This is a genomic window from Flavobacterium gilvum, assembly GCF_001761465.1.
In the GTDB taxonomy this organism is placed as follows: Bacteria; Bacteroidota; Bacteroidia; order Flavobacteriales; family Flavobacteriaceae; genus Flavobacterium; species Flavobacterium gilvum.
Genome location: NZ_CP017479.1, coordinates 3,091,867 through 3,110,505 on the forward strand (window position 1 = coordinate 3,091,867; position 18,639 = coordinate 3,110,505).

Sequence of the window (18,639 nt, forward strand, 5' to 3'; positions counted from 1 at the left end):
AGTCAAAAAATAAAAAAATATGCAATCACGTAGAAAATTTATAAAAAACACAGGGATTTTATCTGCAGGAATGCTCGCCCTAAACACTGAAGTTTTTGCTTCAAGCTCTAATTTATTTTTAAATTTTGCGCCCGATTTTGTGAGCCAGCGTCCGCCATTGGCACAGCGTAAATTCACCAGTAAAGCCGTTGAAGATGCCATTGTTCGTATCAAAAAACAAATTGCCAATCCAGAATTGGCTTGGTTGTTTGAGAACTGTTTCCCAAACACTTTGGACACCACAGTCGATTTTGAAATCATCGACGGAAAACCAGATACTTATGTCATTACTGGCGATATCGATGCAATGTGGCTTCGCGATTCTACAGCACAAATTTGGCCTTATATCCCTTTTGTAAAAGAAGACAAAAAATTGAAGGAATTGGTAAAAGGGGTTATCAACCGCCAGACAAAATGTATTTTGCTCGATCCATACGCCAATGCTTTTTACAAAGATTTCAATCAGGTGAGTGAATGGAAAAGTGATATCACCAAAATGCAACCCGGAATCCACGAACGCAAATGGGAAATAGACAGCCTTTGTTATCCCGTTCGATTGGCACATGGTTACTGGAAAGAAACCGGAGATGTTTCCATGTTTGACGAAAATTGGAAAAAAGCCATGCATTTGGTTTTACAAACTTTCAAAGAGCAACAACGTTGGACAAGCAAAGGTCCTTATACTTTCCAAAGAACAACTGCTTGGGCAACAGACGGTGTTCCTTTATCTGGCTACGGTTATCCGGTAAAACCTTGCGGATTGATTGTTTCTACTTTCCGTCCGAGTGATGACAGTACTTTGTTTGGATATCTAATACCGAGCAATATGTTTGCCATCGAAATATTGGGATACATGATCGAAATGTGTTCTACTCCTGCTTTAAAAGATGATGAAATTGTGAAAAAAGCAAGCGAACTGAGAGCGCAAGTACAACAAGGACTAAAAGAAAACGGAATCATAACACACCCAAAATTCGGGGAAATTATTGCTTTTGAAGTAAATGGTTATGGCAGTTTTCATTTTATGGATGATGCCAATGTGCCTTCACTATTATCATTGCCTTATTTGGGTGCTGTAAAACCTGACAGCCCTTTATATCTAAATACCCGAAAAGTGGTTCTTTCAGATAATAATCCGTTTTTTTACAAAGGAAAAGCAGGTGAAGGAATTGGCGGACCACACACAGGAGCCGACACGATTTGGCCTATGAGTATCATCCTTAGAGCTATTACAAGTGTTGATGAAAACGAAATAAAATATTGCATCAGCATCCTAAAGAAAACCCACGCCGATACTGGATTTATGCACGAATCGTTCCATAAAGACGATGCAAAAAAATTCACCCGAAAATGGTTTGCTTGGGCTAATACGTTATTTGGCGAATTAATTGTCAATACCAGCAAAAATCATCCGAGTATATTAGCCGATAAAAATATTTAACAACATTGTTTTAATCCTAATTTTTACTAAAAATTTTAACCCTTGGCGAAAAAAAGTTCAAAAAAATGGTAAAAAAAATAATTCTGGCATTTCTTATTTCTGTTCCTGCTTTTACAATTAATGCTCAGGACTTGTCGAAACTTCCTATTTTGGATATTAAAAACGAAGTTGCTGTATCCAAAGATTGGTTGGTCACTCCTATAGATGCCAAGGCAAATGTGTATGCGAGTAAAGACAAAAAATCGATTGTTTTGTACAACGGATTGGTAAGGAGAACTTTTCAAATTTCTCCCAATGTCGCCTGTACCGATTTTACCAATCTTACTACAAATCAGCAATTAATCAGAGCAGTAAAACCAGAAGCAAAAATTACACTTGACGGAAAAGAATACGCCATTGGCGGATTGAAAGGCCAAAAAGAGAATGCTTATTTGTTGCCAGAATGGTTGGATAAAATGGAAGTTGGAAAAGAAGATTTTACTTTTGTGAATTATACAATTTCAGATATTAAACCATACATCAATTGGAAACCGACCAATTGGGCAATGAACAAAAAACAAGCCACCGGAAAATTATTGACTTTTGAATATGCTTCTTCCCTACCCGAATTGAAAGGGTTGAAAGTTAAGGTTAATTACGAATTGTATGATGGATTACCTTTGATTACAAAGTCGATTTCTATTGAAAATGCCACCCAAAAAGTATTCAAACTAGACAGAGTCGTAAGCGAAACTATCGCCATGGTTGAGGAACAAAGTGCTGTAGAAGGCGATCCCGAAAAGATGAGAGGCCAACACGGTTTTTATATCGAAACCAATTATGCTTTCAATAACTCAATGAGTTATGAATTGAGCGATCAAACGACACATTGGAAAATGGATTCCGTTTATACATCTCAGGTGCATTATAACTACAAAACGCCTTGCCTGCTTGAAGTTTATCCCGAAAAAGCACCGGGAATAGACCTAAATCCAAATGATGTTTACAATTCTGTTCGCAGCAATGAATTATTAATAGATACTTATGATCGACAACGTCGCGGATTGATGATCAAAAAAATGTACCGCACAATAGCACCTTGGATTACCGAAAATCCAATTTTCATGCACTTGGTTAGCAAAAATGACGAACAGGTTCGAACAGCTATAGACCAGTGTGCCGCTACAGGTTACGAAGCATTGATATTAAGTTTTGGAAGCCATTTAAATATGGAATTGGATACGCCGGAAAATCATCAAAAATGGAAAGCATTAGCCGATTACGCTCATAGCAAAGGTGTGAAAATTGGAGGTTATTCGCTATTCAGCAGCCGACGAATAAGTGACGAAGATGATGTTGTTGATCCCAAAACAGGAAAACCTGGCGGTGCTTTTTTTGGTGGTCACGCTCCTTGCTTTGGAAGCAAATGGGGATTGTCATATAGAGACCGAATCAAGAAATTTTACACAGAAACTGGTTTTGATATTTGGGAAAATGACGGGCCATATCCTGGTGATGTTTGTGCATCAACAACACATCCAGGACACAAAGGCCTAGATGACTCACAATGGAAACAAATGGAAATCCAGAAAGAATTGTATCGCTGGTTGAATGAAAAAGGTGTATATATCAATGCACCAGACTGGTATTTTTTAGATGGAACACATAAAATCGCTTTGGGATATAGAGAAAGAAATTTTTCCCTATCAAGAGAACAACAACGCATTTTGAATCGCCAGAATATTCATGACGGCACGATTGAAAAAACAGCTTCAATGTCCTGGGGTTTTGTTCCCTTGACAGCATATCAAGGCGGTGATGCTTCAGCGGTTTTGGAACCCTTGAGCGAACACTTAAAAGATTACCAACAATTAATGGTACAATATTATGGAGCGGGAGTTCAAGCCTGCTATAGAGGCCCCCGTTTGTATGACACCGATGTCACAAAAGAATTAGTCAAAACAACAATCAATTGGTACAAAAAATACCGTGACATTCTAAATTCCGATATGATACAATTACGTCGTGCCGATGGAAGGGACTGGGATGGTTTTGTACACGTGAATCCCGCTTTAAAACAAAAAGCATTTATTATGTTGTACAATCCGACCAAAGAAAAAATGACTAAAACCATCAAAGTACCGTTATACTATTCGGGTTTGACTGAAAATGCTAAAATTCGGGAGAAAGAAGCCGTTGCCAAAAATTACAAAATCAACCGCAATTATGAAGTCAATCTGACATTCACAATTGAACCCGAAAGTTACACTTGGTACGTTGTCGAATAATGAAAATAAACTTTTATTTTTAAAAAAACACTCCAGTTTCAAATTATTAACTAGAAACGTTTTAACTTTTAAAAAAGAAAGATTATTTTTACTAAACAAACCAAATCATTAAAATTAAATAATAGAAAATTTTTAGTAATATGTTAAAATTTAATTCTAATAAACCAATTTACTAATACGATTTAGTATTTTAATAAAAAATAATTACTTTAGCAAAAAATCATTACAATTAAGAAATAAATAACACCGGTTTTTAAATGAAAAAATTTGTCTTTTTAGCGTCAATCTTGCTCTCCTTTGCTTTGCAAGCTCAGCAGACATTACATATCATTCCAGAACCAGTGAGCCTCGAATTGCAAAAAGGAAGTTTCCGCATTGATCCATCAACTGTCATCGCCTACAACACCAAAAACAAAGATGTAGAGCCTACAGTTCTTTTCTTAAAGGAATATATTAAGAGAATTACAGGAACTACATTGGAAATCAATACTAAAAAAAATAAAATTATTCGTTTTGAAATAAAAAAATTAAGCGAAATTGGTGATGAAGGTTATCTACTGAATGTCAATCCAAACGAAATCCTTATAACTGCGAATACTCCAAAAGGGCTTTTCTATGGTGTACAATCATTAATCCAGACACTTCCCCTATCCCGCACCAACAGCGTGGCCGAAATTCCTTGTATGCAAATTAAAGATTATCCTCGTTTTCAATGGAGAGGATTGATGCTGGATACAAGTCGTCATTTCTTCGCTGCTGATATGGTCAAGGAATTTATCGACTTACTTTCATTGTACAAAATGAATGTTTTTCATTGGCATTTGGTTGACGGAGCTGGTTGGCGTCTAGAAATCAAAAAATATCCTAAATTGACTGAGCAGGCAGCTTGGCGTATAGACGATACTGGCAAACCTTGGAATTGGTCAGGTATAGAATTTTCTGCAGACAATACTAAATCGATTTACGGAGGCTATTATACCCAAGAAGAAGTCAAAGATATTGTGGCTTACGCAAAAGCCCGAAATATTACAGTTGTTCCCGAAATTGAAATGCCGGGACATACCGAAGCTTTATTGGCCGCTTATCCAGAACTTTCTTGCAACGGAAAAGTACATTTTGGGAATCAGGATGTTTTTCTGGCGAGTAAAGTTGATGGCAGTTTCTGCGCTGGAAATGACAAAGCTTTTGATTTTTTGCAAGACGTATTGAGCGAAGTAATGGCGCTATTCCCTTCAAAATACATTCACATTGGTGGTGATGAAGTCAATAAAGACAACTGGAAAGTTTGTCCAAAATGTCAGGCAAGAATGAAAAGTGAAGGCTTGAAAAATGAAGAAGAATTGCAAAGCTATTTTATCAGAAGAATTGAAAAAATCGTTGTTTCTAAAAACCGAAAAATGATTGGTTGGGACGAAATTCTGGAAGGTGGATTGGCTCCCGAAGCTACCGTAATGAGTTGGCGAAGTGAAGCCGGTGGAATCGAAGCCGCAAAAATGGGACACGATGTAATCATGAGTCCTGCCTCCCCTCTTTATTTAGACTATTATCAAGGCGATAGCGAAAATGAACCTCAGGCTTTCGGCGGATTTAACACGCTAAAACGTATTTACAATTACGAACCAATTCCCAAAGAATTGACTACCGAACAGGCAAAACATATTTTAGGCTCACAAGGTAACTTATGGACGGAATACATTACATCAAGAGAAGAAGTCGAATATATGATTTTACCACGCATGCTTGCGCTATCAGAAGTGGTTTGGTCTCCTAAAGAAAAGCGTGATTGGAATGGTTTTAACTTGAGATTAAAACCACATTTGACGGCTTTTGATCAAAAAGGTTTTCGATATTCCAAAGGAAACTTTAAAGTAGATATCAAAGCGGAACGGATTAATGGTGTAATAACCGTATTCCTTTCATCCGAAAATGAGGACGGGACAATCTATTACAGCACTGACGGAAGTATGCCCAATGTTGGTTCTAAAAAATATACGAGGCCATTTGAAATTACTACAACAGCAACCGTAAGAGCTGTTCTTGTTATCGATAATAAAACAATGGTTTCAAGACCTTCAGAACAGCGTTTCACTTTCAATAAAGCTACTGGAAAAGAAGTAAAATACGAAAAACAATACAGCAAGAATTATCCTGGAAACGGCAACAACTCGTTAACCGACGGATTCAAAGGCACTAAAAATCACTATCAAAATTGGCATGGTTTTGAAGGAGATGATGTTGTCGCTACCATCGATTTGGGAACACCAACAGAAATCAGCAGCATTTCGATAGGAACTATTCAGTATTTTAATAACTGGATGTTCATGCCAAAATGGGTCAAATTTGAAATTTCGGCTGACGGTACAAATTTCAAAGAAATAGAAACCGTTCAAAATCCAGTTCCAACCAATGTAACTGAAGTGATGCTGAATGATCTAAAAACAAATTTTGCAAAGCAAAAAGCAAAATCAATCCGGGTAACAGCCAAAAATATTGGACTTTGTCCCGAAGGTTCTCCTGGTGCGGGAAAACCGGCCTGGCTTTTCGTCGATGAAATAATAGTAGAATAATTTTAAAACATAGTCATATAAAGAAGAATTACTTTAAAATGGAAAAAAGATTTGCAATAGGAATGGATGTTGGCGGCTCGCATATTACAGCCGCGATTATTGATGTAAATGAGATGAAAATTGTGGAAGGATCTGTTTCGAAACTTTCCTTCGATTCTAATTTACCTGTACAAATAGTAATGGATTATTGGGAAAAAGGGATTCGCTCTTTATGTGAAAAGATAAATTTGGAAAATTTATCTGGAATTGCAATGGCTATTCCTGGGCCATTTGATTATGAAAAAGGAACTTTTTGGATAAAAGATCAAAACAAATACGAAAATTTCTATGGCCTGAATATCAAAGACCTATTAAGAGAACGTTTTAATTTTGATAACAATTTCCCAATCGTTTCTGATAATGATGCCAATAGTTTTGGAAAAGGAGAAGTATATAAAAACACAAAAAACCTTACCAAAAGAGTGATGGCAGTTACTTTGGGCACAGGACTTGGCGGTTGCTTTATCGAAAACGGAAAAATAGTCCAAAATAGAAAAGATGTTCCTGAAAATGGTGAAATATGGAATCTACCATACAAAAACGGAATTGCCGAAGATGCTGTGTCATTGAGAGGATTACTTGACAATTACAAAAAGTTTACTGGAAAACAACTTAATGAAGGTTTAGATTTATATCATTTAGCCAATAGCGGAGATGAAAAAGCTAACGAAGCTTTTAGTAAATTTGGGGAAGATCTTGCCGAGGTCGTGCTTCCATGTTTGAAAAATTTTAATGCCGATATGTTTGTTATTGGCGGGAAATTAGCCAATGCTGGGGATTTATTCTTAAATTCATTTAAGGAAAAAATCAAAAATGCTGGTGTTGAAATAGAAGTAGCAATCTCTACCGACAATGAAACTTCCGCTTTATTGGGAGTAGCAACTTTATTAAGTTAATATAATAAAATACGCTGATTGTTGCCAATCGGATTTAAAAATAAAAGATATGACTAATCGTAGAAATTTTCTAAAAACAACAGCCATTGCATCGGCTGCCGTTGCATTAAGTTCCTTCAGAGGTGCAGTTGAAGAAAGTGAAGAAACCATTTTGGATTCTTCTAAAGTAAGAAAACCAATTGTTCTTTCAACTTGGCGATTTGGATTAGGTGCCAATGAAGCCGCTTGGGAAGTTTTGAAAAAAGGAGGACGAGCCTTAGACGCTGTAGAAGCTGGTGTAAGAGTACCTGAAGCAGACCCAAAAGAAAGAAGTGTGGGTTATGGCGGGCGTCCAGATAGAGACGGACGCGTAACGTTGGATGCTTGTATCATGGATGAAATGTCCAATATCGGTTCTGTGGGTTGCTTAGAATACATCAAACACCCCATATCTGTAGCTCGTGCCGTAATGGAAAAAACACCACACGTTATGTTGGTTGGAGATGGAGCACTTCAATTTGCTTTATCACAAGGTTTTCCAAAAGAAAATTTATTGGTTCCCGACTCTGAAAGAGAATGGAAAGAATGGCTGAAAACCTCAGAATACAAACCCATTGCCAATATCGAAAATCATGATACTATCGGGATGATTGCCCTTGATGCTGCTGGTAATCTTTCGGGAGCTTGTACTACCAGCGGAATGGCATTCAAAATGCATGGACGTTTGGGCGACTCCCCAATTATTGGTGCGGGATTATATGTTGATAACGAAATTGGTGCTGCAACTGCAACTGGCCACGGTGAAGAAGTAATCCGAATTTCTGGATGCCACTTGGTTGTCGAATTGATGCGTCAGGGAAAATCGCCTCAAAAAGCATGTGAAGAAGCCGTTTTGAGAGTTGTAAAACTAATGAAAATAAGAAATAAGAATTTAAAAGACATTCAGGTTGGTTTTATTGCCTTGAACAAAAAAGGTGATTATGGTTCCTATTGTGTACAAAGCGGTTTCAATTATGCGGTTTATGACGAAACCGGAAACCGATTGATCGACCCAGATTTTTATTTGAAACCATAAAAAGCATTAACTCAGAACAATGAAAAAATACAATCTTGAAATTGCCTGTTTCAATCCGGAATCGGCAGTTATAGCACAAGAAAACGGTGCAAATCGAGTAGAACTTTGCGCTGAAATGAACGAAGGAGGAACAACTCCATCTTATGAAGATGTAATTGCTACACGAGAAAAATTGACCATCGACATGAATGTGATGATTCGTCCACGTGGCGGAAATTTCGTTTACAGTGATGCCGAGTTCGAACAAATGAAGCAAGAAATAAAAGCATACAAAGAGTTGAAAGTTGACGGATTTGTATTCGGAATTTTGAATAAAGACAATAGTATAAACGTAAGACAAAATAAAGAGTTAGTTACTCTCGCAAAGCCTTTGCCTTGTACTTTCCACCGTGCTTTTGATGTTGTTTCTGATGTGTACAATTCCCTAGAAACAGTAATAGAATGTGGCTTCAAAACCATTTTGACTTCGGGACAAGAACCCAATGTGGTCAAAGGAATTTCTGTTTTAGAACAATTGGCAAAAAAAGCTGGAGACCGAATTGTAATCATGCCTGGCGGAGGTGTTCGCTCTTCGAATGTAGCCATGCTGAAAGAAAAAATGAACACGACTTTCTATCATTCATCAGCCATTACTGATGGAACAGAAACTGCTGATGGCAAAGAAGTAGAAAACTTAGTGGCTAATTTAAAATAAAAAATAACAAGCATTTTATTTGTGTGGTTTCCATCGTTTTCAAGTACTTAATAAAAAAGACAAAAAATGAAAAACAGATTTAAATTATTATTTGCGGCATTTGTATTTTCTAATACGATTTCCCTTCATGCACAAGGCGAATTCAGTATGAAAGCTGACAAATCAGAAGAGGAAGGCTACGTTTGGACAAAAGATCCATTGGTAAAAGCGAACCTTGACAAATGGCAGGGTTATAAATTTGGAGTATTAATCCACATGGGACTTTACACCCAGTTGGGAACTGTAGAATCTTGGGGATTGGCACCAGAAGATTGGGTAACCAGAGACGGCTATGACAGTTATTACAAATACGCAACCGACTACCGAAATACCAAATACAAATTAAACCCCACTAATCTAAATTCAGAGAAATGGGCAAAAATGTTCAAAGGTGCGGGAGCAAAATATATGATTTTCACTTCCAAACACCACGACGGGTTTTGTATGTATGATTCAAAATACACTGATTTTAAAATCACAAACCCAGAATTACCTTATGCTAAAAATCCAAAAGCTGATGTGTTAAAAGACGTTTTGGATGCATCAAGAAAAGAAGGATTGGCTGTTGGAGTATATTTTTCAAAACCCGACTGGACAACTGAAAACTTTTGGTGGTCCTATTATCCGCCAAAAGACAGAAACCCCACTTATGACATCAAGAAATTTCCTGAAAGATGGGATAGTTATGTAAAATACACCCAAAACCAGTTGAACGAGTTGACAACAAACTACGGAAAAGTTGATATTCTTTGGCTTGACGGATGCTGGGTTCGACCTTTATCAACCATTAACAAAAAGGTGGAAGAATTCTGCAAATATCCGTATGATATGGACATTAACATGAAACTGATTGCAGAAACAGCCCGTAAAAAACAACCAGGAATGTTGGTAGTAGATCGTTGGGTTCCTAGCGAATATGAAAACTACTTAACACCCGAACAAAAAACACCTGAAAAACCTTTGTCTGTGCCATGGGAAAGTTGTATTACTCTGGGTGGAGCTTGGGGATGGGTACCAAATGACCATTATAAATCTTCTAAAGAAGTAATTCAATTACTAACGAATATCGTAGTAAAAGGTGGAAATCTTTTACTTGGAGTTGGACCTGATGCAAAAGGGGAATTTGATCCAAAAATCGAAAAAACTTTGGCTAGCGTTGGAAAATGGCTGTCGGCAAATGGTGAAGCTATTTACGATACAAAACCTGTAGCACCCTACTTGGACGGAAAAGTGGGTTATACGCAAAAAGGAAATGCAATTTACGCTATTTATATGCCAGCAAAAGACGAAAAGGAATTGCCTGCTCAAATAACCATCAAAACAGACATGAAAGGCAGTTTGAAAGCTACTTTATTGAGCAACAAACAAAAATTGACTTCTAAGAAAGTGGATGGTGGAATTCAAATCACAATTCCTCAAGAACTCAGAAATTCATTGGCTGGTCAAGAAGCTGTTGCCATTAAAGTGAGTAAATAATTTTTTGAAAAAACAAACAATCAGCCAATAATTTTCTTTATTGGCTGATTATTTTTTATAACTATTTAAATACAAAAAATGAAAAAACAGTTACTAACCATTTTTGGATGTTTGGCATTTTTGTCTATGGCTGCTCAAAAAGCCAATGCTCCTGCCCCTTATGGCGTTTTGCCAACAGAACCACATTTGCAATGGCATGAAATGGAACAATATGTTTTGGTACATTTTACACCAACAACTTTTCAAAATAAAGAATGGGGATATGGAGACGCCGACCCAAAAATTTTCAATCCGGCAAAATTTGACGCAAGCCAAATTGTAAACGCTGCCAAAGCGGGAGGTTTCAAAGGAGTAATTCTCGTAGCGAAACATCACGACGGATTCTGTTTGTGGCCAACCAAAACAACCGATTATAATATCAGCAAAAGCCCTTTCCGTAATGGTAAAGGTGATATGGTCAAAGAATTTGAAGTTGCAGCGCGCAATGCGGGAATAAAATTTGGACTTTACTGTTCGCCTTGGGACAGAAATAATGAAAATTATGGTAAACCACAATATGTAGACATTTACCGTGAACAGTTAAAAGAATTGTATTCGAATTACGGAAAATTATTCATTACCTGGTTTGATGGTGCCAATGGTGGCGATGGTTATTATGGAGGGAAAAATGAAAAAAGAAATATTGATCGTTCCACCTATTATGGCTGGGATACTACTTGGGGAATTTCCCGAAATCTGCAGCCCGGAGCGGTTATTTTTGCTGATAACGGTGATGTTCGTTGGGTAGGAAATGAACACGGTTTTGCCGCCGAGACTTCTTGGGCAACATTTACTCCTGAACCAACAGACGGTAAAAAGGTAGCTGCACCAGGAGAAACCAAATCTGAGAAAGCTCCTGAAGGAACACGAAACGGTAAATACTGGAAACCCGCTGAATGTGATGTACCTCTTAGAAATGGTTGGTTTTATCACACCACCGACGACAATCACGTAAAATCGGTTTCAGAATTATTTGAGATTTATTCTAAATCAGTTGGCAGAGGTGGTTGTTTGGATTTAGGAATATCTCCAGATACTGACGGTTTGCTGCATCAAAATGACGTAAAAGCATTAAAAGATTTTGGTGATTACTTAAAACAACTGTTTGCAAACAATCTTGCAAAATCGGCTGTAATTAAGGCTTCTGATGTTAGAGGAGGTGATTCTAAATCATTTGGAACAAAAAATTTAGTCGATGAAGACCGTTACTCTTATTGGGCTACTAATGACGATGTTAAAAAACCATCTTTGACACTGGATTGGAAAAACGAACAAACATTTAATATTATTCGTTTAAGAGAAAACATTAAACTTGGACAACGCATCGAGAAAGTTGAAGTTGATGCTTTTGTTAATGGAAATTGGAAAAAAATTGCCGAAGCTACAAGCATTGGTGCAAACCGATTAATACGCTTGCAAAATTATGTTACGACCTCAAAATTGAGAATTCGCATCGAGGAGTCTCCTGTTTGTATCGCACTAAGTGATGTTGGCGTTTTTAAAGAACCGGAGCAATTGCCTTTACCAAAAATTAAAAGAGACAAGACTGGAATCGTTTCAATAACTACCGAAATGCCAGTAAAAGAAATCCGCTATACTGTTGACGGCAAGGAACCAACATCTCAATCGCTGCTTTATCAAAATGGTTTTTCGTTTACGAATTCGGGCATAATTAAAGCCAAATCATTTAATACAAATATGAAATCCGGCGAAACAGTAATTCAATCTTTTAATGTGAGTAAAAAAGACTGGAAAGTGGTTTCGGCTATTTTTGAAAATCAAGAAAGAGGAAAATCACAAAACGCCATTGATGAAAACATCGGAACACTTTGGAATACTAATGATAATACGACTTTACCTCAATCAATCACTATTGATATGGGCAAAGAAATCACGATTAATTCCTTTTCGTATTTACCTCGACAAAATGGAACTGGTGGAATTGTTAAAAACTACGAATGGCAAACAAGCACAGACAATGTAACTTGGACAACTGTTTCCGAAGGTGAATTTTCAAATATCAAAAGTAATCCTGTAGAACAAAATATAGTTTTAAAAACAGCTGTAAAAGCCCGATATTTTAAATTCATAGGAAAAAGTAGTGTGGATGGAAATTATATTAGCGTTGCTGAATTGGGAGTGAAAACAGTAAATTAATTTTTGGTTTTCTATAATAAAGCAGCTTAAAAGTTATTCCAAATAATCGGAGTGCTTTTAAGCTGTTTTTTTCTTCCAAAAGTTTAAATTTATAACATATTGATTTCATAAAAAATCTAAAATTATAACATGAATATTGTAAAACAAAATAGTTTCATGCTACTGTTCATTTTATCAATAGCAGTTGTGAATGCACAAAATTTATCAAAAGTAAAACTAATTACTCAATCAACTATTTTTCCCGAAAACACTTTCAAAAGCTGTCATGCCTCGACTTTGGTCGAATTAAGCAATCATCGGATTATGGCGTCTTGGTTTGCAGGCGATCATGAAGGGGCAAAAGACGTTGCAATTTGGACTTCAATTTTAGAAAATGGAAAATGGAGTCAACCTAAATCTATTGGAAACGGAATTCAGAATGATTCGCTTCGTTTTGCGTGTTGGAATCCAGTTTTATTCAAAAACAAAAAAGGAAAATTGTTTTTATTTTATAAAGTAGGACCAAATCCTCGCGAATGGTGGGGAGAAATGAAAGTTTCCAACAACGACGGAAAAACGTGGGGAAAAGCCAAAAAGTTGCCAAATGGAATTTTGGGGCCAATTAAAAACAAACCAATTCAACTCCAATCAGGCAAAATTATTCATCCTTCCAGTACTGAAAGTGTAAAGGATGATATTTGGAAAATTCATCTCGAAATTAGTGACAATAATGCTTCCAAATGGAACAAAATAACTATTGACAATGGTGAGTTTGGACTAATTCAGCCCACAATTATGAAATACCCTGATGGAAGTCTCCAAATGCTGTGCCGAAGCAGACAAAATGTAATCGTAGAAACTTGGTCAAAAGATGAAGGATTGACTTGGTCGAAACCTTCGGCTATTTCGCTCCCAAATCCCAATTCTGGAATTGATGCTGCTATGCTAAAAAGCGGCAGTCAAATTTTGGCATACAACCCAATGGTTTCTGGAAAAGACTGGTGGTTGGGACGCTCAGAACTGAGATTAGCCATTTCTAAAGACGGAAAAAACTGGACTGATATTTACTCTTTGGAAAACCACGAAAAAGGAGAATATAGTTATCCAGCGGTAATTCAAAGCGAGGATGGAAACATTCATATTTCCTATACCGACAACAGAAAAAACATTCATTATGTTTCTGTGAAAATTGATTAACTGTAAAGTCATACCAATTAGAAATATAAAATAGTCTTTTTTGTTTAACCTCACCCCAACCCTCTCCAAAGGAGAGTGAGTAAAGATTGGATTATTTTATATTTCTAAATGTTATCATTTAGAATTTTCAATAAATTTTAGGAAAAAAAATAGCTGTGATTTAAACTAAAATCACAGCTATTAACTTTTGATAAAAAAAAATTTACTATTCCACCGTAATTTCATCCACAAACAACCAAGCCGATTGATTTTCTCCAGGATGACCTTGAGGACAAAGTCCTAAATTTTTGGCAGTAACACGAACAACTTTTGCTTTTTCTTCAGTAAATTTTACGGCAAAATCTTTGATAACCATTTCTTTTTCTGAAGCCGAAACCGAATTGTTTACGGTTTTTATTTCCTTAAAATTAATTCCGTCATTTGACACTTCAAACTTTACCCATTGTGGCAAGAACACCCATTGTCCCCAATTTTGGATACAGCCCAACGTAATACTGCTAACATTGGTCGTAGCACCCAAATCGATTGTAGCCACCAAATCCTTTCCATTAAATGCGTGCCATTGTTTACCGATGTTTTTTGTTCCTTTAATACCATCTGTTAATGTGTTGGCACCATTGGCTGGATAATATTTACTATTAGGATTTGTATAGGCAACCGTTTTTCCTGTAGCTTTATTGAAAGTAAAAGATTGTTCTGCCGGTTTTGTATTCATCACCTTGTTATTCAATACCATAATTGCTTTTACCGTCATAAACGAATTAACATCAAAAGGTTTTTCATATTTGATGCTTCCGGTTGTGGGTGTACTTCCATCAGTTGTATAATAAATAACACCATCGCTATTTTCTGTTTCCAAAGCAATAGAAAGTTTGCCATTTTCTACAATCGGTTTAATATCTACTTTGAAATTTCCCTTAGAATAGTGAAGCCCTTTTTGATCAAAACCAACCAAATGAGGCTGTAATCGTTTGTTGAAATCTTCCCAATTGCGTTGTTCTTTAGTAGACCATAATACTTCAGCCAAAGCGGGCATACGAGGAAGAATCATATATTCAGCTTGTTCTGCAGTTGGAATATATTCTGTCCACAAATTGGCCTGCGAGCCCATTACTCTCTTGCCTTCTTCTTGAGTTAATTCTGTTGGAATAGGTTCATAATTGTAAACTTTTTTCAATGTATTAAAACCGCCAATTGCAGCAGGTTCTGTTTCCGGATCACCCTGATAATGGTCAAAATAACAAGGAGAACCCGGTGTCATGATCACATCGTGTCCCATCTTGGCGGCTTCAATTCCGCCGGCTTCACCTTGCCAGCTCATAACTGTGGCTTCGGGAGCTAGACCCCCTTCCAGAATTTCGTCCCAACCAATCATTTTTCGGTTTTTAGAAACAACAAATTTTTCAATTCTGCGAATGAAATAACTCTGCAATTCCTTTTCATCTTTCAATTGCTCTGCTTTCATTCTAGCCTGACATTTGGCACAATTTTTCCAACTTGTTTTATCTACTTCATCACCTCCAATATGAATATATTTAGAAGGAAAAATAGCCATGACCTCAGTAAGTATATCCTCCAAAAAGGCAAAAGCCTGATCATTTCCCGCGCAGTAATTACTTTCGCCTTTACTGGCAAAGAAATTTCCAGATACCCCAAAATTAACTTTAGAATTACAAGAAAGTTCGGGATAGGCTGCCATCGCCGCTTCTGAATGACCCGGCATTTCAATTTCGGGAACAACTGTAATGTTTCTTTCTTTTGCGTAAGCCACAATATCTTTGGCCTGTTCCTGAGTGTAATAGCCTCCGTAAGTAGATTTACTTCTGTCTGAATTAAACTCTATCCCCGCCCAATTCCAAGGTTTTGCAGTATCATCAATACGCCAAGCAGCTTGCTGAGTCAGTTTTGGATATTTTTTGATTTCTAGACGCCATCCAGCTCCATCAACCAAATGCCAATGAAAAACATTCATTTTGTAAGCTGCAAGCAAATCAATGAATTCTTTCACCAATTCGGGGGCGAAAAAATGACGGCTTACATCGAGCATCATTCCTCTCCATTGAAAACGCGGATAATCTTTTATTTCCATACTTGGAATCTGAACCAAATCGTTGGTTCTTGAAAAAGGTAAAGTCTGCAATAATGACTGCATTCCGTAAAACAATCCTTTGGAAGTATTGGCTTTTACCAAAATTTCATTTGGATTCACAGAAATCAGATAGCCTTCCTCTCCTATTCCTTCGATTTTTTCGATACCAAAAACGATTTTATTTCCTTTGCTATTCGCTTTCAAATCAAAGCCTGTTACTTTTTTTACATATTCAGTAAAAAAGTGCACAACTCTTTCTGTTTCTTTGTCTTTTTTGGAAATTTTTATAGACGTTTTATCATCGACGATAAAATTTCCCGATTTCATTTCTAAATTAACCGGTTGCGGAATAATATGCACAGAAGTTTGTGCACCTGATAACCCAGAAACGATTAAGCATAATAACAGTACTACATTTCTTTTCATAATTTATATTTAACTTTTAATTTAAAGGTGTAATGACCAATTCTTCACCTTCTACCGTCGGGATGGTTACTCTATCTCCTTTTTTAGTAACATCAGCTTTTTTATTACTTTTTATCAATAATTCTTGTCCTGGCCAAGGGTTTTGTAAAACACATTCACGACCTTTATCACTATGAATTTTGATATAAACAACTACTTTATTTTTCAACTCTGAAGAAACCAAAAAAGCGCCTTCACTTCTAATGTTGGCAAAAAGTGCCTCTTTTTCCTTTGGCCAAACTGGGAAAACTCGCAACACATTTTGGTTAGACATACACAACATTTCATTAATTGTATTAGGAACCGTGCTGCAGTTTTCTATTCCATGTGGATTATTCAATTGGAAACCGTTGCTATAAGTATGCAAACTGTATTCGCGCAAGTTTTTCAAAATAGTTTCGGAATCGTAACCTATGCGGACAGCCGCAGGAAAAAAGCTATTCGATCCGTTAAAATCTTTCCAACGATGCATTTCGTCAATAGTATTATGAGCAATTTCTAAGAGTTTTGGATCACTATCCAACCCTATTTGACCTGCCGGATAAATTTGCTGAATACCAAGCGTATTATCATTCCACCAATCCGTTCCTTTCTCACTATATCTAAATACGGTTTTACCGTTACGAACTTGTGTAGTGTATTTTGAAATATGATCTGCTTTGTCCTTCCAATCGCTTCGCAAATCTCCATCAACTCCAAGCAAGACACTCATATCAATCGCAGTTTTCAACACCATTGGCACCAATCCCAAAGAAAGAATAGGATTTACTGTACCATAAGTTCCTTCATGTATGGCATCGTTTTCGATAATATAACGATTCCCGTCTTTCTTTAAATAATGCTGCCAAAAAATGGCCGTTGCCTTTACAAATGGATACACTCTTTTGGCATATTCTTTATCATAAGTTCTATAAAACATAGCCGCCAAATTTGTTGCACAATAAGCCGTATTGCTTTTTTGTCCAAGAAACAGCGCATCATCAGGTTTGGTTCGAACGGTTTCTATTCCGAGAGGTCCAATACCAACAGGATATAGTATTCCGTTGGGTATCGAAGTAAGCTTTTCGGAATATACTTTTCCCCTTGGGATAAAATCAAGCAAAGGAGCTTCATAAGGCTTTGCCTGCAAAAGATGATTCGAGGAATACAACGCATAAAACGGCGCACTGTAATTGTAATTAAGGTGATAGTCTCCATTCCACGCTGGTATATCTTTGGTCACCCAACCAAAAATTCCCGGTGGAAATTTCGGGTCTCGACTGCAGGAAGCGATATTGTATTGCGATTTATAATACTGACTTTCGATAATCGAATCCCCAATTGTCACATAACTTTCATTCCAAAAATGATCCCACCATGCTTCGTGTTCCTGACGAATTTTTGAAATGACTTTTTCTGAAATCTTTTTCACTTCTTGTTGAACCGTTTTTAAACCATCGTTAGATTTAAAATTGCTTGAAAAAGCACATACCAAAGTTACTTTTTGTCCCGGCAAAACAGTAAAAGTTCCGGTAGGATTTCCCAATATTTTAACAGCGGCAACAGCTATGGTTTTGATATCGACATCTTTTACAAAACCTCTTTGTATCCATTGCAAGCCATCACGGGAACCTTCAGCCAAAGTATCTGGAAATTGATGCGTTTTTGTTTTACAAACTTCCAACAATACCTTTCCCTCTATATTTGATTTCCCTTTATTTATAATATCAATAATCATACAATCATTCTTTTCAGCAACAATTGACTGAATTTCAACAAATAAATCATCTTTACTTAATTGAGTAATTGTAGTTGCATTGTATAGATTTTGTGTTACTTTATAAGCTGCACCTTCTAATTTTGGAATATTAATTTTGAGATTACCCAATACTGTCGGGAAAGCGTTATCGTAACCCGATTTCAATCGCCAAAAATCATTTCTTGCCAAATAATAATTTTGCAATTCGGGTGTGCCTGCAATAGCCACAGTAGTAAAACCATTTCCAAGCAAAGGAGCGTCAACAGAAACATTACTTGGTATTCTTGAAGGTGGTTTTGTAAATACGTTTTGATATTTACCAACAATTTCTTTTGCCGATTTCGACTGGGCAAACAAGGCACTATTCATTAATGTAATCCCTGATAAAAAAACAAAACATAATCCTTTTTTTATACAAATGGCAAATCTTTTCATAAGTTATATCTAAATCGTTTTATAATAT

General features: G+C 36.6%; 11 protein-coding genes. 9 read left to right on the forward strand and 2 right to left on the reverse strand.

Annotated elements, in window-relative coordinates:
- The first annotated feature begins 19 nt into the window (after positions 1-19).
- The 9 genes from EM308_RS12780 to EM308_RS12820 all read left to right on the forward strand — a co-directional run bounded on the left by EM308_RS12780 (position 20) and on the right by EM308_RS12820 (position 13,884).
- Complete coding sequence (locus tag EM308_RS12780) at positions 20-1,480, forward strand: glycoside hydrolase family 125 protein (RefSeq protein WP_035635274.1); 1,461 nt, start codon at positions 20-22, stop codon at positions 1,478-1,480.
- Positions 1,481-1,545: 65 nt separating this feature from the next.
- Positions 1,546-3,747, forward strand: coding sequence for an alpha-galactosidase (locus tag EM308_RS12785; protein WP_197056115.1), 2,202 nt, complete (start codon positions 1,546-1,548; stop codon positions 3,745-3,747).
- 257 nt (positions 3,748-4,004) lie between these two features.
- Positions 4,005-6,314 (forward strand): glycoside hydrolase family 20 protein, encoded by a 2,310-nt coding sequence (locus tag EM308_RS12790; RefSeq protein WP_070261852.1) that lies wholly within the window; start codon positions 4,005-4,007, stop codon positions 6,312-6,314.
- Between the two features lie 38 nt (positions 6,315-6,352).
- Positions 6,353-7,249 carry an ROK family protein gene (locus EM308_RS12795; protein ID WP_035636248.1) on the forward strand — a complete coding sequence of 299 codons (897 nt, stop codon included), beginning with the start codon at positions 6,353-6,355 and terminating at the stop codon, positions 7,247-7,249.
- 49 nt (positions 7,250-7,298) lie between these two features.
- Entirely contained in the window at positions 7,299-8,303 is a 1,005-nt protein-coding gene (locus tag EM308_RS12800; protein ID WP_035636245.1) for an isoaspartyl peptidase/L-asparaginase, read from the forward strand.
- 19 nt (positions 8,304-8,322) lie between these two features.
- Complete coding sequence (locus tag EM308_RS12805) at positions 8,323-8,997, forward strand: copper homeostasis protein CutC (RefSeq protein ID WP_035636242.1); 675 nt, start codon at positions 8,323-8,325, stop codon at positions 8,995-8,997.
- Positions 8,998-9,063: 66 nt separating this feature from the next.
- A complete protein-coding gene (locus EM308_RS12810; RefSeq protein ID WP_035636239.1) occupies positions 9,064-10,512 on the forward strand; it encodes an alpha-L-fucosidase in 1,449 nt (482 codons plus the stop codon).
- Positions 10,513-10,590: 78 nt separating this feature from the next.
- Entirely contained in the window at positions 10,591-12,708 is a 2,118-nt protein-coding gene (locus tag EM308_RS12815) for an alpha-L-fucosidase (RefSeq protein WP_035636235.1), read from the forward strand.
- 129 nt (positions 12,709-12,837) lie between these two features.
- Positions 12,838-13,884, forward strand: coding sequence for a sialidase family protein (locus EM308_RS12820; RefSeq protein ID WP_035636232.1), 1,047 nt, complete (start codon positions 12,838-12,840; stop codon positions 13,882-13,884).
- Positions 13,885-14,089: 205 nt separating this feature from the next.
- Here the strand turns inward: EM308_RS12820 and EM308_RS12825 are convergent, their stop codons facing one another.
- Positions 14,090-16,399 (reverse strand): glycoside hydrolase family 20 protein, encoded by a 2,310-nt coding sequence (locus EM308_RS12825; RefSeq protein ID WP_035636227.1) that lies wholly within the window; start codon positions 16,397-16,399, stop codon positions 14,090-14,092.
- A gap of 16 nt (positions 16,400-16,415) precedes the next feature.
- A complete protein-coding gene (locus EM308_RS12830) occupies positions 16,416-18,611 on the reverse strand; it encodes a glycosyl hydrolase family 95 catalytic domain-containing protein (protein ID WP_070261853.1) in 2,196 nt (731 codons plus the stop codon).
- Between the last annotated feature and the right edge of the window lie 28 nt (positions 18,612-18,639).